The sequence below is a fragment of the Pseudomonas sp. PB106 genome (assembly GCF_009764645.1).
Lineage (GTDB): Bacteria > Pseudomonadota > Gammaproteobacteria > Pseudomonadales > Pseudomonadaceae > Aquipseudomonas.
The window spans coordinates 20,463-41,826 of record NZ_RWIM01000220.1 but is presented as its reverse complement, the minus strand read 5'-3'; the positions used below and the strand labels follow the sequence as shown (position 1 = coordinate 41,826).

The following is a 21,364-nucleotide window of genomic DNA, read 5'->3' as shown; positions in this document are numbered from 1 at the left end:
TTTCACAGTCGACATCTTCGTCGGCTGACACGCCGCCATCGCTGGCAAGTCGAATCGTCGCACCGCAGCTCCCACAGGGATCGGGAAAAATTCGTTAGCTAGACAAGTTTTTATCTGAACCATGCCCGCGCCCAATCGTCATCTACAGTGACTACAGCGCGGGACTACATAAAACGTCACGGAGAATCACACTATGAGCACCGAAAGTGCTTCGAGTCGGGGCCGTCTGCTACCGAGCCTGCTCGGCATTCTGCTTCTACTGATGGGCCTGGCCATGTTGGCCGGTGGGGTCAAGCTGAGCATGCTCGGCGGCTCGCTGTACTACCTGCTGGCCGGTATCGGCATTGCGCTGACCGGCATTCTGCTGCTGATGCGCCGCCGCGCAGCGCTGGGCCTGTACGCCATCGTGCTGTTCGCCAGCACCGTCTGGGCGCTGTGGGAAGTCGGTCTGGACTGGTGGCAACTGGTGCCGCGTCTGGCGATGCTGTTCGCGCTGGGCCTGGTGATGTTGCTGCCATGGTTCCGCCGTCCGCTGCTGCTCAACGGTCCAGCCCCGATGGGCACCGGCGCCTTGAGCGTGGCCGTCGTGCTGGCAGGTCTGACTGCGTTGGCCAGCCAATTCACCAACCCGGGTGAAATCAAAGGCCAACTGGATCGCGACAGCGTCGACGGCATGACCAACACCGCACCGGCCATGCCCGACGGTGACTGGAACTCCTACGGCCGCAGCGCCCACGGTGACCGTTACTCGCCACTGGCCCAGATCACTCCGGCCAACGTGAGCAAACTGGTGCCGGCGTGGACCTATCGCACTGGCGACATCCCCGGTCCAAACGATCCGGGCGAAACCACCGCCGAAAACACCCCGCTGAAAGTCAACGGCATGCTCTACGTGTGCACGCCGCACAGCCAGGTGATTGCCCTTGATCCGGATTCGGGCAAGGAAATCTGGCGTTTCGATCCGAAGCTGAGCACGCAGAACGCGGCCAACTTCAAAGGCTGGGCGCACATGACCTGCCGTGGCGTGACTTATCACGACGACGCGGTCTACGCCTCCGAGCAGAGCCCGACCGGTTCGGCCAGCCCGGCCCCGGCCAGCGCTTGCCCGCGCCGCATCTTCTTGCCAACCGCCGACACCCGTCTGATCGCCCTGAACGCCGACACCGGCAAAATGTGCGAAGACTTCGGCGACAAAGGCCAGGTTGATCTGTCTGCCAACATTGGCGGCTTCAATGCCGGCGGCTACTACTCCACTTCGCCACCAGCGGTCACCAAAGACCTGGTAGTGATTGGCGGCCACGTCACCGACAACGTTTCCACCGACGAGCCAAGCGGCGTGATCCGCGCGTTCGACGTGCACACCGGCAAACTGGTGTGGAACTGGGACAGCGGCAACCCGGACGACACCGCGCCGATTGCCGAAGGCAAGACCTACACCCGCAACTCGCCCAACATGTGGTCGATGTTCGCGGTCGATGAAAAACTCGGCATGCTCTACCTGCCGATGGGCAACCAGACCCCGGACCAGTTCGGTGGCGCGCGTACCCCTGAATCGGAACTGCACGCAGCCGGCCTGACCGCGCTGGACATCGCCACCGGCAAAGTGCGCTGGAACTTCCAGTTCACCCACCATGACCTGTGGGACATGGACGTCGGCGGTCAACCGACCGTGATGGACATCAAAACCGCTGACGGCGTGAAGCCTGCGGTACTGGCGTCGACCAAGCAGGGCAGCATCTACGTACTGGATCGCAGCACCGGCAAGGCCATCGTGCCGATCAACGAAATTCCCGTGCCGCAAGGCGCCGTGGAAGGTGATCACACTTCGCCGACCCAACCAAAATCCGACCTCAACTTCATGCCGCCGCCGCTCAAAGAACGCGACATGTGGGGCGTCACCCCGTTCGACCAGATGCTCTGCCGGATCGACTTCAAGTCCCTGCGCTACGATGGCCCGTTCACCCCGCCATCGCTGCAAGGCTCGATCGTTTATCCAGGCAACTTCGGCGTGTTTGACTGGGGCGGCATCTCGGTCGATCCGGTGCGCCAGATCGCCTTCGTCAACCCGAGCTACATGGCGTTCCGTTCGAAACTGATCCCGGCCGCCGAAATCGCCAAGCAAGGTCCACGCGTCAGCGAGACCGAAGGCGTCCAGCCCAACAAAGGCGCGCCATACGGCGTAGTCCTCGAGGCTCTGTTGTCGCCAATGGGCCTGCCGTGCCAGGCGCCAGCGTGGGGTTATGTTGCAGCGGTCGACCTGACCACCAGCAAAACCATCTGGATGCACAAAAACGGCACCGTGCGCGACAGCTCGCCGGTTCCGATCCCGCTGAGCATGGGCGTACCTAGCCTGGGCGGCACCTTCACCACCGCGGGTGGCGTCGCCTTCCTGAGCGGCACCCTCGACCAGTACCTGCGTGCCTACGATGTGAAAAACGGCAAGCAACTGTGGGAAGGCCGCCTGCCAGCAGGCGCGCAAACCACACCGATGACCTACACCGGCAAGGACGGCAAGCAATACGTGCTCGTTGTTGCAGGCGGTCACGGCTCGCTGGGCACCAAGCAGGGTGACTATGTGATTGCGTACAAACTGTCTGAGTAAGGTTTAGGCGGTAGGAAAAGGCGATGTCTCGTGAGAGACATCGCCTTTTTTGTGCACGCTGTTTCTCCATGCGCGACAAATGCGATGACAGCTTGAGCATCTGTAAGGCATCAAGCGCCAGCATCTGGAAAACTCCTCGCTCCCTCCTCTCTGGCTCCCAAGGACATGAATTTGGCCCAAGAAGACTGTTCAACTGTCATTTCTGACAGGTGATAACGCCACTGTCAGGTGTTCCACTGGTGTTGAAGGGCATCCGCCTTTGGACAAGGAAAGCGATCATGAATCAGCAACAGGGAATCACTGAAGCAGGCACGCTCGACACCACTTTTGGGGTTGGTGGGGCAGTGGGCTTACCGTTCGAGGGGACCAGAGGCAATAGTCCGGCCACCACGCTTGAGGTGGCCGATGGCAAATTGCTCATTGTCGAGGATCCACAATTCTCCCCGACAGCCGTTTTAAGACGATTGAACACTGACGGGACACTGGACGACACATTTGGCAACGGTGGTTCTGTCGACATTCGTTTTGACGAAGATGAAAGGTTTTCGCTTCCGGTGCTGCGTTCACACCCTGCTGGAGGATGGATCCTCACCGGCCAGCTTTTGGGAGGGAGCAATGGTTTTGTGGCCGTCGTGCGTCAATTCGAAGACGGCACCCTCGATGACACATTCGGCGATAACGGGATCCTGCGCGTTGACACCCAACAACTTGTCTATCTCGTAACGCAAGCGCCCGCCGGGAGTCTGGCCAAGCGATCGGGTGATCCGAAGCCTCAACAGCGTTCCGGCACTTCGGGGTCAGGGGCACTTTCCTGCGAAGTGATGCCCGACGGAAAAATCCTTTTGATCGATGTAGTCTCGAGTTTTCCTATTGTTCAACAGGGGATCCTGGTTCGCCTCAACCCGAATGGCTCGTTAGACAAATCGTTCAATGGCAAAGGATTCACCCTGATTGGTCTCGACGGAATTGATCATCAGTCCAGTGGCGTTAAAGCCCTTGCAGTGCAAAAAGACGCAAAGATCCTGGTCACCGGCACATTCAAGCTACGCGATGGTGATGCTGTTTCTGAAGTGTATGTAACGCGTTATATGGAGAATGGCCAACTTGATCGCGGATTTGCCAATGAAGGGATTGCTACCATCGCGCTGACTGCCGGTCCCGGCTGGAATAGTGTTAATGCGATTGCCGTGAGAGAGAGTAACGACGCAATTGCTATCGTCGGAGAGCTTTTCCGAGAAAGATTATTCAGAGGATGGGTAGCCGTTCTGAACGCCAATGGGTCTCCTAACCTTGTGTTCAATGACGGCAAGACTTTGTACTCAGCAATGCTTCCCAAGGGCGAGTATTGGCAATATTGCGCATGGCCGACCAATAGCGCGCTCTTGGTCGCCGGGTCGGCTGCCGACGGACCCGAAGCGCCAATTCCTCCAATCCTGATCGCTCGTTATCAGGCTGATGGGAGGCTGGACGCGTCGTTCAATAAAACGGGTTGGGCTGTCTACAACAATCCAGAAGGCAGCCCAACGCTGAGCGACGGTTTGGTCATGCAAAACAGCAAAATCGTTGTGTGTGGAGAAGTTTCCCAGCCAACGGGCCCATACAAGGGATACATCCTGCGCTATAACAGTTGACGTTGGAGCATACGGCTCCCTGCGCCTCCAGATGGGTGACCACGTGAGTGCCAACAACCTGCCTGAATAAGATTTTTCGCCGGTAAAACAAAGGCGATGCCCCGAAGGGGACATCGCCTTTTTTGTGCCCGCCGATTTTGAATCGGCTGGAGAAGCCAGCTCCCACAGTTTGATCAGCGTTGGTTGTAGGAATTTTGCTTGTCCTACAGACGCCGGGAATGGCACGGAGTTTTCCGACAAGTCGCGTCGGTTGTGCCTCGGAAATCGGCTGGATAGGCTCGGGGGGTCGCTGCAAATTCAGCGAACGGGCGTCGCGGCCCGATAACTGATGCATAATCGCCACCCTCACGGCACCTCGGTGCCTGTTGTGTCATGGCGGCTGTGCGCGGGATATCTCCTTGGGGGTATGCCGATTCCTCAGTTATCGGTCCGCGAACCCGCGTACAGCTGCCACCTCAGATTGCGTCGCGGCAATCGGGAGTAGCTCCACTTTCACCAACTGAGTATTCACCATGATCAAACCAACACCCAATCCGCCCGAAATCGACGACACCACACCCTACGAATTCCCCGGTTCAAAGAAACTCCACGACGCCGCCGAACGCGCCCTCGACCACTACCTCAAACCCAACGCCTTAACCCTGCGCTTCCACAAACCCAGCACCCTGTTCCAGGTCACCCCGAACCAGGACAACGAAACCCTGTTGGCCCACGCCTGCGAATCCCTCGCCTCCGCCAGCATCATGACCAGCGACATCGCCGCCTACGTCGACCCACCGCAGCGTCATACTATCTTGGCGATCCAGCAAATCATCATGCTCGCGGAGCTGGCGGTGAATCAGGTACTGGATAACGTCGAAACCCGCCAGCCACAACACTGACCCCTTGTAGGAGCGAGCCTGCTCGCTCCTACAGTTGGAATGGGGAATTCAGTTAAAGAATGGTCGGCTTGCCGGCCGCCATCGCTGGCAAGCCAGCTCCCACAGGGACCGAATACATCTGCCAGAGAAAGGTCGGCTGTCAGACCGCTTTCGCGAGCAAGCTCGCTCCCACAGAAAAGCAAAAGCAGGAGCAAGATCAAAAGATCGTCCGATCGCGGCCCGAGCCTCCGCAGCTCCTACACAAAACCCGCGGCAAAGCAGCCCCACTCAACACAATGAGCGCAAGCTCGAGTACCGCTTTTGATCTTGATCCTCGGGCGACGTCGGAAGGCTGAGTGGAGGGATTGATCCGGGGGTGGGAGCGCAGCGACCGTTTGGCGCAGCCAAACACAGCGAGAGGAGGTGCAGCGAAGCAAACCGGAGGCGCTGCCCCCCGGATCGATCCCGCAGCGAAGGAACCCCGAGCCCCAGCGAGCGGGCCGAACGCAGGAGCAAGCCTTTTCGGTTACCTTTTCGGCGTCTGGAAAAGGTGACTCGCCGTAAGGGCGAAACCGCCAGCCGCAACACCCGAAAAAACGGATATACACCCACCCCCCCAAGAACATGGCCGGCCCAAAGGCCGCCAAGTCAAAAGCGTGACCCCTGTCAAAACCCTGAACACACAAGCAGAAACACCCCCACCCATTGAAACCACCCAAGCCCTGCCCCATCTAAGACCCATACTCCATTGCGCAGGTGCCCCATGAGCGACCAGCAAGAATTCCCGGAAAACCCAGACGACTACACCGAAGCCGAACACATCGAACACACCGCCTCCGGCAAAGGCCTCGCCCTGCCCGGCCAAAACCTGCCGGACAAGGTCTACATCATCCCGATCCACAACCGCCCGTTCTTCCCGGCCCAAGTCCTGCCGGTCATCGTCAACGAAGAACCCTGGGCCGAAACCCTCGAACTGGTCAGCAAATCCGAACACCACTCCCTGGCCCTGTTCTTCATGGACACGCCCCAGGAAGATCCGCGCCACTTCGACACCGGCGCCCTCCCCGAATACGGCACCCTGGTCAAAGTCCACCACGCCAGCCGCGAGAACGGCAAACTGCAATTCGTCGCCCAAGGCCTGAGCCGCGTCCGCATCAAAACCTGGCTCAAACACCACCGCCCACCGTATCTGGTCGAAGTCGAATACCCGCACCAGCCGACCGAGCCGACCGACGAGGTCAAGGCCTACGGCATGGCGCTGATCAACGCGATCAAGGAACTGCTGCCGCTCAACCCGCTGTACAGCGAAGAACTGAAAAACTACCTCAACCGCTTCAGCCCCAACGACCCGTCGCCGCTGACCGACTTCGCCGCCGCCCTGACGTCCGCCACCGGCCCCGAGCTGCAAGAAGTGCTCGACTGCGTGCCGATGCTCAAGCGCATGGAAAAAGTCCTACCGATGCTGCGCAAGGAAGTCGAAGTCGCGCGCCTGCAAAAAGAAATCTCGGCGGAAGTTAACCGCAAGATCGGCGAGCATCAGCGCGAGTTCTTCCTCAAGGAACAACTCAAGGTCATCCAGCAAGAACTCGGCCTGACCAAGGACGACCGTAGCGCCGACCTCGAACAGTTCGAACAACGCCTCGAAGGCAAAGTCCTGCCGGCGCAGGTGCAGAAACGCCTCGATGAGGAAATGAACAAACTGTCGATCCTCGAGACCGGTTCGCCGGAGTACGCGGTCACCCGCAACTACCTCGACTGGGCGACCTCGGTGCCGTGGGGCGTGTACGGCGAGGACAAACTCGACCTCAAGCACGCGCGCAAAGTCCTCGACAAACACCACGCGGGCCTCGACGACATCAAGGATCGCATCCTCGAATTCCTCGCCGTCGGTGCTTATAAAGGCGAGATCAGCGGCTCCATCGTGCTGCTGGTCGGCCCGCCGGGCGTGGGTAAAACCAGCGTAGGCAAATCCATCGCCGAATCCCTCGGCCGGCCGTTCTACCGCTTCAGCCTCGGCGGCATGCGCGACGAAGCCGAGATCAAGGGCCACCGCCGCACCTACATCGGCGCGCAGCCGGGCAAACTGGTGCAGGCGTTGAAAGACGTCGAAGTGATGAACCCGGTGATCATGCTCGACGAGATCGACAAGATGGGCCAAAGCTACCAGGGCGACCCGGCCTCGGCGCTGCTGGAAACCCTCGATCCGGAGCAGAACGTCGAATTCCTCGACCACTACCTCGACCTGCGCATGGACTTGTCGAAAGTCCTGTTCGTCTGCACCGCCAACACCCTCGATTCGATTCCCGGCCCATTGCTGGACCGGATGGAAGTGATTCGCCTGTCGGGCTACATCACCGAAGAAAAAGTCGCCATCGCCAAGCGTCACCTGTGGCCGAAGCTGCTGGAAAAGGCCGGCGTGTCCAAGGGCAGTCTGAGCATCAGCGACACTGCGCTCAAAGCCTTGATCGACGGTTACGCCCGCGAAGCCGGCGTGCGCCAGCTGGAAAAACAGATGGGCAAACTGGTGCGAAAAGCGGTGATGAAGCTCATCGACGACCCGAAAGCAGTGATCAAGCTCGGGCCGAAAGACCTCGAAGCGTCGCTGGGTCATCCGGTGTTCCGCAACGAACAAGTGTTGTCCGGCACCGGCGTGATTACCGGTCTGGCCTGGACCAGCATGGGCGGCGCGACATTGCCGATTGAAGCCACACGGATTCACACGCTCAATCGCGGCTTCAAACTCACCGGGCAACTGGGCGATGTGATGAAGGAATCGGCGGAGATCGCCTACAGCTACGTCAGCTCGCACCTGAAACAGTTCGGCGGTGACACGAAGTTCTTCGACGAAGCCTTCGTCCACCTGCACGTGCCGGAAGGCGCCACCCCGAAAGACGGCCCGAGCGCCGGCGTGACGATGGCCAGCGCCCTGCTCTCCCTCGCACGCAATCAGCCGCCGAAAAAAGGCGTGGCGATGACGGGCGAACTGACGCTGACCGGGCATGTGCTGCCGATTGGCGGGGTGCGCGAGAAGGTGATTGCGGCGCGGCGGCAGAAGATTTTCGAGCTGATTTTGCCGGAGCCGAACCGGGGTAACTTCGAGGAATTGCCGGATTATCTGAAGGAAGGGATTACCGTGCATTTCGCCAAGAAGTTTGCCGATGTGGCGAAGGTGTTGTTCTAAGTTGATCAGTGCTTCTGCCAACGCATTGCGCTGGCAGAGGTACGTCGTATTACTTTTGATGCACACTACAATCGCGAACGGGCATAAGAACTGTCATATCTGACAGTTCTCAGCGGATGGCCGCCAACTCAGACTTGCTTCTCGAATTCATTCAATTCAGGGACGCACTTCATGGCAAATCCAACCGATACCAATGCAATTTTCGTTGACGGAAATCTCTCCGTTGAAGTGAAAGGAACAATTGGCGGCGTCGCAGTCAACTTGACGAGCTACACGACCAGAGCCATTTCCGCGTCTTTCAGCCCGCTGGGCGGCTATAACCTTGCTTTCAAGAACAATGAAAATCTGTCTGGCGCCACAAACATTTACATGTCTTTGCGTAGTCTGCTGGCGCCTCAGATCAATGGTTACTCTGAATCCATCGTGACCCAGCGAGGTATTCAGGCATATACCTATGAAATGGATTACTCATCAACTATCGATGTCACCCAACTCGCCCCAAGTCTGTACCGGTACTCCATCAGCGGCTTCAAACTTTCCGGCAAAGCGAGCCACGGTGATGACACCCGCGAAGTCACCGGCAAGGGCTTCGTTTTGCTCAACGAACTGATCTGGCCTTTCTGATCCGTCGTTGTAACAGAGCCTGCTAGCGTGTGATTGCTGAGCAGTCGCACGGTGGCAGCGCTCGCAACTGGTCACTGTCACACCTTGTCTCATCTTCAGTTATGCTCGCCGTTCGTCCTGAACGCCCGGAGCTGCTGAGCCTATGTCCCCCACTCGCCTGTTTGTCCCCCTCGCCCTTTTCTTGCTGGCCGCCTGCGCCACGCAACCGAAACACAACGTGACCGTGGAAAAACAAAGCGAATGCCCGGTGAAACTGACCAATGGGCAAAACCTTATCATCACCCTGCCAAGCAACCCGACCACGGGTTATCGCTGGGCGATTCAGGATTCCGCCGGCGGTGTCCTGCGCGCCCTCAGCCCTGAGGTTTACAGCAATCCGGAAGATGCCGGCGTGGTCGGCGCTGCCGGAGTCTCCACTTGGCGCTTCCAGGCATTCGCCACCGGCACCGGGCGCCTGCGCCTGACTTCGCAACAGCCGTGGGCGCCGGAAGTGCTGCCGGTGGAAACCTTTGACTGTGCGATTTCGGTGAACTGATCGTGGGTTGGCTGATTCTCGCGCTAATGGGCGCGGTGACGTTTCTCTACGGTGTCAGCACCCACGCCGCGATGCTCTGCCTGTTGGTCAAACCGTTGCCAGTGCTGGCGTTGCTTGGTTGGCTGCACGATGCGCCGGTCAGCGACTATCGCCGCTGGATCAGCCTCGGCCTGATTTTCTCGCTGCTCGGTGATGTGCTGCTGGCGTGGCCGGTGGATTTGTTTGTGTTTGGCCTCGGCGCGTTTCTGATTGCCCATCTGGCGTATCTGAAGGCTTATCTGAGTGACTGCAAGCGTCTGGCGATTCTGCCTCTAGTGCTTGCCCTTGGCGTTGGCGCGGTGCTGCTAGGACTCCTGATTTCCAGCGGTCTCGGGCCATTGTTGGTGCCGGTGATTGTCTATGCCACGGCGATCAGCGCGATGCTCTGGCGTGCCCTCGCCCGGCTCGGCACCGATGTGCCCAAGCGTTCGGCTCTACTGGCGGTTGGCGGTGCATTGGCGTTTGTGTTTTCGGACAGCGTGATCGGCATTGATCGTTTTGTATCGCCATTCCATGCCGCGCCGTACGTCATCATCCTCAGCTACTGGTTGGGCCAGTGGGGCATTGCCGCCTCCGCTTTCTCCCAGACTAAACGGATCTGATCGTTCCCACGCTCCGCGTGGAAACGATCACCGGCAAAAAACGCTTTATCAGACAACCCAAGCATCCCCGCGCCCTTTTGGCTAAAATGCCGGCCTTTCCATTTACACCGCCGGAACCGCCGTGAGCAAAGAACCCGATCGCATTTTCGCCAAGCCTCTGGCCCAGGTACCCGACTTCGCCTTCAACGAAGACGTGGTGCGGGTGTTCCCGGACATGATCAAGCGCTCGGTGCCGGGTTATCCGACCATCGTCGAAAACCTTGGCGTACTCGCGGCGCAGTTCGCCCAGCCGAACAGCGTGCTCTACGACCTCGGCTCATCGCTGGGTGCTGTCACTCAGGCACTGCGTCGTCACGTGCGCACCGACGGTTGCCGGGTGATCGCGGTGGATAACTCCGCCGCGATGGTCGGACGCTGCCGCGAGTACCTCAACGGTCAGGACTCGATGTTCCAGGAGTTGCTGCCGGTGGAAGTCATCGAAGGCGACATTCTCGCCCTCGACTTCCAGCCTGCCTCGGTGGTCGCGCTGAACTTCACCCTGCAATTCATCGCCCCCGATCAACGCACTGCGTTGCTCTCGCGCATCCGCCAATCCTTGCTGCCCGGCGGCGCGTTGATCCTCTCGGAGAAACTGCGCTTCAACGATGCCGAGGAACACGCGCTGCTCACCGATCTGCACGTCGCCTTCAAACGCGCCAACGGCTACAGCGAACTGGAAATCGCCCAGAAGCGCAGCGCCATCGAAAACGTCATGAAGCCCGACAGCCTCGAAGAACACCGCGAACGCCTGTTGGCTGCCGGGTTCTCGAAAGTCGTGCCGTGGTTCCAGTGTCTTAACTTTGCCTCGTTGATTGCCTTGCCATGATTGATCTGTCCCCCCTCGCCCGCCGTCTGGCCGGCACCCCGCTGGCCGAATGGGCCAACACCCTGCAAGCGCAACTCGACAAGAAAATGGAGAAAGGCCACGGCGATCTGGAGCGCTGGCAGAGTGCGCTGGACGCCTTGCCGAAGATTCAGCCGAGCGAAGTCGACCTGCTCAACGGCCTGAAACTCGATACCGATTGCGACGATGAAACCCGCGCACAGATGCGTAGCGCATTGATGGGCCTGTCGCCGTGGCGCAAAGGGCCGTTCGACCTGTTTGGTGTGCACGTCGACACCGAATGGCGCTCGGACTGGAAGTGGTCGCGGGTCGCCCCGCACTTGGATCTGAAAGGCAAACGCATCCTCGATGTCGGTTGCGGCAACGGCTACTACATGTGGCGCATGCTCGGCGCCGGTGCCGACAGCGTGATCGGTGTCGACCCGAACTGGCTGTTCTTCTGCCAGTTCCAGGCGGTGCAGCGTTATCTGTCAGAACCGAATGCCTGGCACCTGCCGTTCCCGTTTGAAGACCTGCCGGCGAATCTGGAAGGCTTCGACACGGTATTTTCCATGGGTGTGTTCTATCACCGTCGCTCGCCCATCGAGCATTTGCTGGCGCTTAAGGATTGCCTGGTCAAGGGCGGCGAACTGGTGCTGGAAACGCTGGTAGTCGAAGGCGACAAACATCAGGTGCTGGTGCCGGAAGACCGTTATGCGCAGATGCGTAACGTGTGGTTCCTGCCGTCGGTGCCGGCGCTGGAATTATGGCTGCGTCGTGCCGGTTTCACCGACATTCGTTGCGTGGATGTAAGCATGACCACGGTCGAAGAACAGCGCGGCACCGAGTGGATGAAGTATCAATCGCTGAGCGACTTCCTTGATCCCGAAGACCACAGCAAAACCATCGAAGGCCTGCCTGCACCGATGCGTGCGGTGATTGTCGCGAAGAAGTAATCCGATCTCGCAAACGCTGCAAAAATCTGTGGGAGCTGGCTTGCCAGCGAAAGCGGTGGATCAGTCGGCATCAATGTTTGATGTGCGGACGCCATCGCTGGCAAGCCAGCTCCCACAGGGTTCGATGCAGTTCTTTATTCAGTGGGTTTCGCACGCCGCGCCCGGAAGAATTCGGTCAGCACCGCCCCACACTCTTCCGCCAACACCCCGCCCTCATACAACACTCGATGGTTGAGAAAGCCCTGGGTAAAAAACTGCCCCTGACTCTGCACAATCCCCGCCTTCGGCTCCAGCGCCCCATACACCACCCGCGCCACCCGCGAATGCACGATCAAACCGGCGCACATGCTGCACGGCTCCAGCGTCACATACAGCGTACTGCCCGGCAGACGATAGTTATCCACCGCCTGCGCCGCTGCGCGGATCGCGACCATTTCTGCGTGGGCACTCGGGTCGCTGGTGCTGATCGGGCAATTGAAGCCGCGACCGATGATCGCGCCGTCCTGCACCAACACCGCGCCCACCGGCACTTCACCGAGCGCTGCGCCTTGTGCGGCGAGGGTCAGGGCTTCGCGCATGAAATCGCGGTCACGGCTGCGGTCGATGATCGCAGCGGGGCGAATCTGGCGCATCACTTCACCTCGATGGCGGCCATCAGGCCGGTTTCCATGTGGTCGATCACGTGGCAGTGGAACATCCATACACCGGGGTTATCCGCCACCAGCGCCACTTGCGCACGCTCGTTCTTGCCCAGCAGATAGGTGTCGGTGAAGTACGGAATGATCTTGTGCCGGTTCGACGCAATCACCTTGAAGCTCATGCCGTGCAGGTGGATCGGGTGCTGGTACTGGGTCATGTTTTTCAATTCGAAAATATAGCTCTGCCCCAGTTTCAGGCTGGCAATCGGTCGGTCGGCGCAGGTCTTGTCGGTGATATCCCAAGCCTTGCCGTTGATCTGCCACAGGCTCGGTGGCTTGCCGTTTTCGGTGTTGACCGATACTGAGCCGACCCACTCGAAATTGAAGTTGAGTTTCTCGGCCTTGGCCAGGTCCGGCTCGGCCACCGGGTTGGCGGGCAGCGCCTTTGGCCACTCGGTCGGCGCATCGGTATTGGCCACCGAGCGCAGCGTGCCGAGACGCACCGGACCGTTGCGCAGCGACAATTCCTCGCCAGCCGCCGGGGCCTTGATCGCCAGGCAAATACGCATGCCGGGGCCCAACCAGTATTCCTTGCCCAGCGGGCGTGGCTCGACCGGGTTGCCGTCCAGCGCATAGATTTTTGCTTCGACGCCGGGAATGTTGATGCGATACGTCAACGTGTTATCGAGGTTAAGTAAACGCACCCGCGTAATCTGCCCAGCGGGCAATTCAATCACCGGCAATGGCACACCGTTGATCGTCGACAAACGCCCCGCCGTACCGCCACGCGCCGCTTCACGCGGAATGCTGAACTCGACGAAATTGCCTACGTCATCGATGTGCCAATTCTTCAGGCTCAAGGTCTTTTCGTACACAAAACCGGTCGGCTCGCGCTCTTCGATGATCAGCGGCCCGACCAACCCACGCCCCAGTTCTTCACTGCTGCTGACGTGCGGGTGATACCAATAGCTACCGGCATCCGGCACGCGGAACTTGTAATCGAAGTACTCGCCCGGCAGCACCGGCAATTGCGAGACATACGGCACGCCGTCCATCTCCAGCGGCAGACGAATGCCGTGCCAGTGAATGGTGGTCGCCACCGGCAAATGGTTGATGAAGCGCACCCGCAGCCATTCACCCTGACGCACGCGCAGTTCAGTGCCCGGCGCCGACGGCCCGAACGCCCAGGCTTCAGTCTTGTGCCCCGGCACCAGCTCAACGTCCAGCGGCGCGGCGATCAGCTCGTAATCATGCCCCGCCTCAGCGTCAGCCATTTTGCCCAGCCAATAACGCGACGCGCCCCCCGCCCCGACACCAACGACAACAAGACCGGCCAGGCCACCGAGGATTTGGCGACGGGTAAAGGACATGAACTCAACTACCTCACGAATCAGCGACGGGCACCGGGCCCGCAAAAGGCGAATACGATACACCCGCAACTGTGAAAGAAACAGCAAAGCGGCCGTGACCACGGACCGCAGGGCCGATTTTATAAATGCAAAAAGCCGCGTGAACTCGCGTTCACGCGGCTTTTTATCCAGCGATCAAACCGTCAAGGTTTGTGCAGGATTATTCCCACTCAATCGTCGCCGGCGGCTTGCTCGACACGTCGTAAGTGACGCGCGAAATGCCTTCGATTTCATTGATGATGCGGCCGGAGACGGTTTCCAGCAGTTCGTAAGGCAGGTGAGCCCAACGCGCGGTCATGAAGTCGATGGTTTCTACTGCACGCAGGGCAACGACCCAGGCGTAACGACGGCCATCGCCGACCACGCCAACCGATTTCACTGGCTGGAACACGACGAAGGCCTGGCTGACTTTGTGGTACCAGTCGGCTTTGCGCAGTTCTTCGATGAAGATGTGGTCGGCACGACGCAGCAGGTCGGCGTATTCCTTTTTCACTTCACCGAGGATGCGCACGCCCAGGCCCGGGCCCGGGAACGGGTGGCGGTAGACCATGTCGTACGGCAGGCCCAGTTCCAGACCCAGACGACGGACTTCGTCCTTGAACAGTTCGCGCAGTGGCTCGACCAGTTTCAGGTTCATTTCTTCCGGCAGGCCGCCCACGTTGTGGTGCGACTTGATCACATGAGCCTTGCCGCTTTTCGCGCCAGCCGACTCGATCACGTCCGGGTAGATGGTGCCCTGAGCGAGGTATTTGATGTTTTCCAGTTTGTTCGACTGGGCATCGAATACGTCGATGAAGGTACGACCGATGATCTTGCGCTTCTTCTCCGGATCGGCTTCGCCGGCCAGGTTGTCGAGGAACTGATCTTCAGCGTTGGCGCGGATCACTTTGACGCCCATGTTCTCGGCGAACATGGCCATCACTTGCTCGCCTTCGTGCAGACGCAGCAAGCCGTTGTCGACGAAGACGCAGGTCAGTTGGTCGCCGATGGCTTTGTGCAACAGCGCGGCAACGACCGAGGAATCAACGCCGCCGGACAGACCCAGCAACACGTTGTCGGTGCCGACTTGTGCGCGGATGTTGGCGATAGCGTCTTCAGCGATTTTCGACGGCGTCCACAGGGCTTCACAGCCGCAGATGTCGAGAACGAAGCGCGACAGGATGCGACCGCCCTGTTTGGTGTGGGTCACTTCCGGGTGGAACTGCACGCCGTAGTAGCCACGGTCGTCGTTGAACATACCGGCGATCGGGCAGCTCGGGGTGCTGGCGAGGATGTGGAAGTCTTCCGGCATCTTGGTGACTTTGTCACCGTGGCTCATCCACACGTCGAGGCCGAACAGGCCGTCAGCGTCGATGTGGTCTTCGATGCCGTCGAGCAGGCGGCTCTTGCCAACCACGTCAACGCGGGCGTAACCGAACTCACGCAGTTCGGAACCTTCAACCTTGCCGCCCAGTTGCTCGGCCATGGTCTGCATGCCGTAGCAGATACCGAAAACCGGTACGCCCAGATCGAACACTGCCTGTGGGCAACGCGGGCTGTCGGCGACGTGTACGGACTCGGGGCCGCCGGCGAGGATGACGCCTTTAGGTGCGAATTCGCGGATCGCATCTTCGTCCATGTCGAACGGGTGCAGTTCGCAGTACACACCGATCTCGCGCACGCGGCGGGCAATCAGTTGGGTGTATTGCGAACCGAAGTCGAGGATCAGGATGCGGTGAGCGTGAATATCGAGGGCCATGATTCAGTCTCGTCTAAGTCGTTCAGAAACAGTCGTGATTCAGAAACAACTCGGGGCTGAATCAAACAGCCCCGGTTGCTTACTTTATTGCTTGAAGGCTCAACCTACGCGGTAGTTTGGCGCTTCTTTGGTGATCTGCACGTCGTGAACGTGGGATTCGGCCATGCCAGCACCGGTGATCCGCACGAACTCAGGCTTGGTGCGCATTTCTTCGATGTTGGCGCTACCGGTGTAGCCCATCGAGGAACGCAGGCCGCCCATCAACTGGTGAATGATCGCGCTCAGGGTGCCTTTGTACGGCACACGGCCTTCGATGCCTTCCGGAACGAGTTTCTCGGCGCCTGCCGAGGAGTCCTGGAAGTAACGGTCGGAAGAACCTTGCGCCTGGGACATGGCGCCCAGCGAACCCATGCCGCGATACGCCTTGTACGAACGGCCCTGGAACAGTTCGATCTCGCCCGGCGCTTCTTCAGTACCGGCGAACATCGAGCCCATCATCACGCAGGAAGCACCGGCTACGATGGCCTTGGACAGGTCACCGGAGAAACGGATGCCGCCGTCGGCGATCAATGGAACGCCGGTGCCTTCAAGGGCAGCGGCAACGTTGGCGATGGCACTGATTTGCGGGACGCCGACACCGGCGACGATACGGGTGGTGCAGATCGAGCCCGGGCCGATACCGACCTTGACGGCGTCAGCGCCTGCTTCGGCCAGAGCCTTGGCAGCGGCGCCGGTGGCGATGTTGCCGCCGATCACCTGCACTTCAGGGAAATTCTCTTTGACCCAGCGAACGCGGTCGATCACGCCTTTGGAATGACCGTGGGCGGTGTCGACCACCACCACGTCCACACCGGCATGAACCAGGGCAGCTACGCGGTCACCGGTGTCTTTACCGGTACCGACCGCAGCGCCCACGCGCAGACGACCTTGATCGTCTTTGCTGGCCAGCGGGTAGGCTTTGGCTTTTTCGATGTCTTTGACGGTCATCATGCCTTTGAGGGCAAACTTGTCGTCGACGATCAGAACTTTTTCCAGACGGTGCTTGTGCAGCAGCTCGCGGACTTCGTTCTTGTCGGCGCCTTCACGCACGGTGACCAGACGCTCTTTAGGCGTCATCACTTCACGTACGGTGGCTTCCAGACGGGTTTCGAAACGCACGTCACGGGAAGTAACGATGCCGACCAGGTCGCCATCGTGCAGTACCGGAACGCCGGAAATGTTGTGCATGCGGGTCAATTCGAACAGGTCACGCACCGTGGCATCTGCCTCAATGGTGATCGGATCCTTGACGACGCCGGCTTCGAACTTCTTGACCTTACGCACTTCGGCAGCTTGCTGCTCGATGGTCATGTTCTTGTGGATAATGCCGATGCCACCTTCCTGAGCCATGGCGATTGCCAGACGGGCTTCAGTGACGGTGTCCATTGCAGCAGAAACCAGAGGAATGTTCAGCTCGATGCCACGGGTAAGGCGGGTCTTGAGACTGACTTCGTTAGGAAGCACCTCGGAATAACCGGGCACTAGGAGAATGTCGTCGAATGTCAGAGCTTCTTGGCTGATACGCAGCATCGCGGGGGCTCCCGAGCGGGAAAATGGAAGCGCGCCATTATAGTCAGACACCCCCTTCGGAGCAACGTAAAACTCAGCTTAATATCAATGTTGCTGATGTACGGGAACGCCCGGCCCTACAGCTCCACCTTGACCCAGGAGACAGGTTGATCGAGCCAATCGGCGAACTCATCGATAAAGCTTTGCTTGAAGCCCGCTTCCAGCCAGTTGTTGAAGATGAAACCGAGGTTGGAAAACGCACATTCCTGCAAAAACAGAAAACCGTTGATGTCGTCTTCATGCCCGCATTCCGGGCAGGTGAAGTTGTCGGTGCGGCCGGGAAACCATTCTTCAAGGCTTTCGAACAGCGCTTCGCCGACTTCACGCCGGCACTCGGCGCACCCGGCCTCTTCGAGAAACCCCTTGGCCGGGGTGTAGATGCAGCGCTTGGTGACGATCTCCAAGCCGTTGATCGGCTCACCGAACGGCAATGCCTGCGGGTGCAGGACCACGGCACGCGCACCGTCGGCAATCGCATACGCCATGCGATTGCCGGTGCGACCGCAGGTGCTCAGTTCTTCCTTGACGATGTTCTTGCGTACCAGCCAACGCAGAATCGCCCGGGCCCGGGGTTCATGGACCGGCAGGGTGGAAATTTTCGGGACGATGATGCTTTGCGAATTCATGGTGCAGCCTGCGACGTCAAATGGAAGTTCTGCGGTGCTCACTCCGCCGCCATCGCGGGCAAGCCCGCTCCAACAGGGATCTCGGTCGATCACAAATGTTGTGTACACGAGAGAAACCTGTGGGAGCGGGCTTGCCCGCGATGGCATCAGTGCGGCCGGCAGCTTAATCCCTGACGAAATCCGGTCAAGTGCTGAGGTAACGCCCGATCAACGCAATCCCGCTCGCCAGCACCAGCCACGTCACCAACCGCACGAACGCCTCACGCGACAACCTGATGGTTAACCGCCGGCCAATCCACAACCCCAGCGCCATCGCCGGCAACAGACACAACGCCAACATCAACAAGGGTAGCTCGGCATACACCCCGGCGATGGCGAACAGGCTCAAACGCACCACCGTGCTGCAGCTGATCAGCGCACTTTGCGTGGCCCGGGCGGCCTCTTTCGGCAATCGACTGTTCAAATAGATCGCATAGAGAAAGCCGCCGCTGCCGAACAGCGCGCCAAACAACCCGCCCACCGTGCCCATCGGCACTGCCCACGCCGCCGACAATTGCGCCGGCCGCGCTTTCACCCACAGGCTGTAAATCGCATACGCGCTGATAAACAGCCCCATCAACAGCAGCAACACATCAGATTTCAGGTTGAGCAGGAAAATCACTCCCAACGTACAACCGACCGCCATGCACGGCAGTAGCCGCAACAACTCGGGCTTGGCGACATCCCGCCGCGAAGGCAGCAGATTGCCGAACGCCGCGACAAAATCCAGCAACACCAACAACGGCACGATCTTCGACAAGGGCATGAAAAGAATCAGAATCGGCCCCGCGACCAGCGCCGTGCCAAACCCGGCAATGCCGAACACGATATAGGCCAACGCGATGCCCAGCCCGATCACCGCCCAACCTCCGGCGCCCCATGTCCACTCGCTCAACAACGCCGCCACACTCATGGGTCTACTTCCTTAATAAGCCTGAGATGACTTTAGCCAGCGCCGAGGGTTGCGACTAATATCTTCCAGGTCGCTTACTCATCTCGAAAAGGCATGACTCGTGCTTTCAACCCGTCAATTACGTTACTTCGTCGAAATCGCCGAATGCGGAAGCTTCAGCGCGGCCGCCGAACGCTTGTTCATTGCGCAATCGGCGCTGAGCCGGCAGATCAAGGACATGGAAACGCGCCTGAAAACGCCACTGTTCGAACGCACCGCGCGCCAGCCCCGACTCACGGCAGCGGGCGAAGCTTTTTTGCCTCGCGCACGTAATCTGCTTAATGAGCTGAGCAAGGCCAGCGCCATGGCCACTGCGGTCGGCAATGGCCAACGCGGCACCTTGCGCTTGAGCCATTCGAGTACGGTGACGATCAGCGGCTGGCTTCTTCAGCAGATCAGCACCTACCTTGATCAGCAGAGCGGCGTGTCGCTGGACATCGGCAAGTTGTCTTCCGAGGCGCAACTGGAAGAGCTGGCCGAGGGACGCCTCGATATCGGCCTGTTGCGGTTGCCCGTGTTGCGCCAGCGCGAAGGCATTCAGATTGTGCCGCTGTTTACTGAACGGTTGCTGCTGGCGGTGCCGGCTGAGCATCGATTGGCCGAGGCAGCCGAAGTCGATCTGGCACAACTGAAGGACGAAGCCTTTATCTCCATTCCCCATCCGCAACGCGGCGGCCTCAGTTATCTGTGTGCCGACCTGTGCATGCGCCAGGGTTTCTTCCCGAAAGCCGCGCGGGTGATGTCGCGCAAGACCACGCAATTGCAGTTGATTCAGGCCGGTTTCGGCATCGCCCTGCTGCCTGAATCAATGCAGGACATTGCACCGAGCGGCGTACGATTTCTTCCGTTGACTGATCCCGATTGCCACAGCACCGTCGCCCTCGCCTACCGCCAGAATCCAACACCGCTGATCGAACACTTCATCCAGACCTTCACACCTCCCGTGTAGGAGCTGACGAGTGAAACGAGGCTGCGATCTTTTGATCTTTTTCCTGCCGATCAAGATCAAAAGATCGCAGCCTGCGGCAGCTCCTACAGGGATCGTGCAATCAGCGGAAGAATGCCTTTAAACTGCGCCCCATGATTAAAGATCCCTTTGCAAGACTTGGCTTGGACCGTGAAGTCCTGACCGTCAGCCAGCTCAACGGCCGCGCGCGGGTGTTGCTCGAAGACGTGTTCAGCAACATCTGGGTCGAAGGCGAAATTTCCAACCTCGCCCGCCCGGCGTCCGGCCACATCTATTTCACCCTCAAGGACAGCGGCGCACAGGTGCGCTGTGCATTGTTCCGGCAGAACGCCGCGCGCGTGCGTCAGGCGCTGAAGGACGGCCTGGCGGTGAAGGTGCGTGGCAAGGTCTCGCTGTTCGAGGGCCGTGGCGACTATCAGCTGATTCTCGACACCGTTGAACCTGCCGGTGACGGTGCGCTGCGTCTGGCCTTCGATGCACTGAAAGAAAAACTCAGCACTGAAGGCCTGTTCAGTGCCGAACGCAAAGTGCCGTTGCCGGCGCATCCGCAGCGCATCGGCATCATCAGTTCGCCAACCGGCGCGGTGATTCGCGACATCATCAGTGTGTTCCGCCGCCGTGCGCCGCAGGTACAGCTGACGCTGATTCCGACCGCCGTGCAGGGCCGCGAAGCCACCGCGCAAATCGTCCGCGCCCTGAAAATGGCCGATGCCCGTGGGTTCGACGCGTTGATCCTCGCCCGTGGCGGCGGTTCGCTGGAAGACCTCTGGTGCTTCAACGAAGAAGCCGTGGCCCGCGCCGTTGATGCCTGCGTGACGCCGATTGTCAGCGCAGTCGGCCATGAAACCGATGTGTCGATCAGCGACTTTGTCGCCGACGTCCGCGCACCGACGCCATCCGCTGCCGCCGAATTGCTCGCGCCCGATTCCAGCCACCTGATCCGTCAGGTCGAAAGCCTGCATCGCCGCTTGGTGATGCGCATGCGCGACCGTTTGATGCGTGATCGCTTGCGTCTGGAAGGCATGGCCCGGCGCCTGCGTCATCCCGGCGAACGTCTGCGCCAGCAAGCGCAACGTCTGGATGATCTGGACATGCGCATGCGCCGGGCGTTTGAGCGTCATTTGAACACTCGTCGCGAACGCTTGATCCGCCTGGAAACCCGCCTCGCCGCGCAACATCCGGGCCGCCAGTTGGCGATGCTGCGCCAGCGCCTCGACAGCCTCGCCGAACGCCTGCCTCGGGCGATGCGCGAAGGCCTGAAAAACCGTCGCCTGCAACTGCACAGTCAGATGCAGACGCTGCACGTGGTCAGCCCGCTGGCAACGCTTGGTCGCGGTTACAGCATTCTGCTGGATGAGCGCGGCCATGCGATCCGCAACGCTGCGCAGACCCACACCGGCCAGCGACTCAAAGCCAAGCTCGGCGAAGGCGAACTGCAAGTGCGTGTCGAGGACAATCACCTGACGCCTGTCACCCTCTCTTTACTGGACTGATC

The 21,364-nt window shown here is 59.7% G+C and carries 17 protein-coding genes; 11 read left to right on the top strand and 6 right to left on the bottom strand.

What is annotated here, in order from left to right:
* Positions 1-193 precede the first annotated feature (193 nt).
* From EJA71_RS26670 to cmoB, 9 genes are all read left to right on the top strand, one after another.
* On the top strand, positions 194-2,602 hold the full coding sequence (locus EJA71_RS26670; protein WP_158960978.1) for a glucose/quinate/shikimate family membrane-bound PQQ-dependent dehydrogenase: 2,409 nt from the start codon (positions 194-196) through the stop codon (positions 2,600-2,602).
* 278 nt (positions 2,603-2,880) lie between these two features.
* Positions 2,881-4,233: a hypothetical protein gene (locus tag EJA71_RS26665; protein WP_158960976.1), complete on the top strand. Its 1,353-nt coding sequence runs from the start codon at positions 2,881-2,883 to the stop codon at positions 4,231-4,233.
* 512 nt (positions 4,234-4,745) lie between these two features.
* Complete coding sequence (locus EJA71_RS26660; RefSeq protein WP_158960974.1) at positions 4,746-5,114, top strand: DUF6124 family protein; 369 nt, start codon at positions 4,746-4,748, stop codon at positions 5,112-5,114.
* Between the two features lie 742 nt (positions 5,115-5,856).
* Positions 5,857-8,274 (top strand): endopeptidase La, encoded by a 2,418-nt coding sequence (gene lon, locus EJA71_RS26655; RefSeq protein WP_158960972.1) that lies wholly within the window; start codon positions 5,857-5,859, stop codon positions 8,272-8,274.
* A 171-nt stretch (positions 8,275-8,445) separates the two neighbouring features.
* Positions 8,446-8,898, top strand: coding sequence for a hypothetical protein (locus EJA71_RS26650; protein WP_158960970.1), 453 nt, complete (start codon positions 8,446-8,448; stop codon positions 8,896-8,898).
* 142 nt (positions 8,899-9,040) lie between these two features.
* Positions 9,041-9,433 carry a protease inhibitor I42 family protein gene (locus EJA71_RS26645; RefSeq protein ID WP_158960968.1) on the top strand — a complete coding sequence of 131 codons (393 nt, stop codon included), beginning with the start codon at positions 9,041-9,043 and terminating at the stop codon, positions 9,431-9,433.
* A 2-nt stretch (positions 9,434-9,435) separates the two neighbouring features.
* Positions 9,436-10,074, top strand: coding sequence for a lysoplasmalogenase (locus EJA71_RS26640; protein ID WP_178113755.1), 639 nt, complete (start codon positions 9,436-9,438; stop codon positions 10,072-10,074).
* 121 nt (positions 10,075-10,195) lie between these two features.
* On the top strand, positions 10,196-10,939 hold the full coding sequence (gene cmoA / locus EJA71_RS26635) for a carboxy-S-adenosyl-L-methionine synthase CmoA (protein WP_158960966.1): 744 nt from the start codon (positions 10,196-10,198) through the stop codon (positions 10,937-10,939).
* A complete protein-coding gene (cmoB, locus tag EJA71_RS26630) occupies positions 10,936-11,892 on the top strand; it encodes a tRNA 5-methoxyuridine(34)/uridine 5-oxyacetic acid(34) synthase CmoB (RefSeq protein ID WP_158960964.1) in 957 nt (318 codons plus the stop codon). The genes cmoA and cmoB overlap by 4 nt, the downstream gene beginning before the upstream one ends.
* 134 nt (positions 11,893-12,026) lie before the next feature.
* On the opposite strand, the gene tadA is transcribed toward cmoB, so the two are convergent.
* The 6 genes from tadA to EJA71_RS26600 all read right to left on the bottom strand — a co-directional run bounded on the left by tadA (position 12,027) and on the right by EJA71_RS26600 (position 18,863).
* Positions 12,027-12,524: a tRNA adenosine(34) deaminase TadA gene (gene tadA / locus EJA71_RS26625; RefSeq protein ID WP_158960962.1), complete on the bottom strand. Its 498-nt coding sequence runs from the start codon at positions 12,522-12,524 to the stop codon at positions 12,027-12,029.
* Entirely contained in the window at positions 12,524-13,900 is a 1,377-nt protein-coding gene (locus EJA71_RS26620) for a multicopper oxidase family protein (RefSeq protein ID WP_158960960.1), read from the bottom strand. The genes tadA and EJA71_RS26620 overlap by 1 nt, the downstream gene beginning before the upstream one ends.
* A gap of 199 nt (positions 13,901-14,099) precedes the next feature.
* Positions 14,100-15,677, bottom strand: coding sequence for a glutamine-hydrolyzing GMP synthase (gene guaA / locus EJA71_RS26615; RefSeq protein WP_122589943.1), 1,578 nt, complete (start codon positions 15,675-15,677; stop codon positions 14,100-14,102).
* A 99-nt stretch (positions 15,678-15,776) separates the two neighbouring features.
* Complete coding sequence (guaB, locus tag EJA71_RS26610) at positions 15,777-17,246, bottom strand: IMP dehydrogenase (RefSeq protein WP_158960958.1); 1,470 nt, start codon at positions 17,244-17,246, stop codon at positions 15,777-15,779.
* A 116-nt stretch (positions 17,247-17,362) separates the two neighbouring features.
* A complete protein-coding gene (locus EJA71_RS26605) occupies positions 17,363-17,911 on the bottom strand; it encodes a sugar ABC transporter ATPase (RefSeq protein ID WP_158960956.1) in 549 nt (182 codons plus the stop codon).
* Positions 17,912-18,095: 184 nt separating this feature from the next.
* A complete protein-coding gene (locus EJA71_RS26600) occupies positions 18,096-18,863 on the bottom strand; it encodes a sulfite exporter TauE/SafE family protein (RefSeq protein WP_158960954.1) in 768 nt (255 codons plus the stop codon).
* A 100-nt stretch (positions 18,864-18,963) separates the two neighbouring features.
* Between EJA71_RS26600 and EJA71_RS26595 the strand changes: the two genes are divergently transcribed.
* Both EJA71_RS26595 and xseA read left to right on the top strand, forming a co-directional pair.
* A complete protein-coding gene (locus EJA71_RS26595) occupies positions 18,964-19,851 on the top strand; it encodes a LysR family transcriptional regulator (RefSeq protein WP_158960952.1) in 888 nt (295 codons plus the stop codon).
* Between the two features lie 131 nt (positions 19,852-19,982).
* Positions 19,983-21,362, top strand: a complete 1,380-nt coding sequence (xseA, locus tag EJA71_RS26590) for an exodeoxyribonuclease VII large subunit (protein WP_158960950.1) — start codon at positions 19,983-19,985, stop codon at positions 21,360-21,362.
* Positions 21,363-21,364 lie beyond the last annotated feature (2 nt).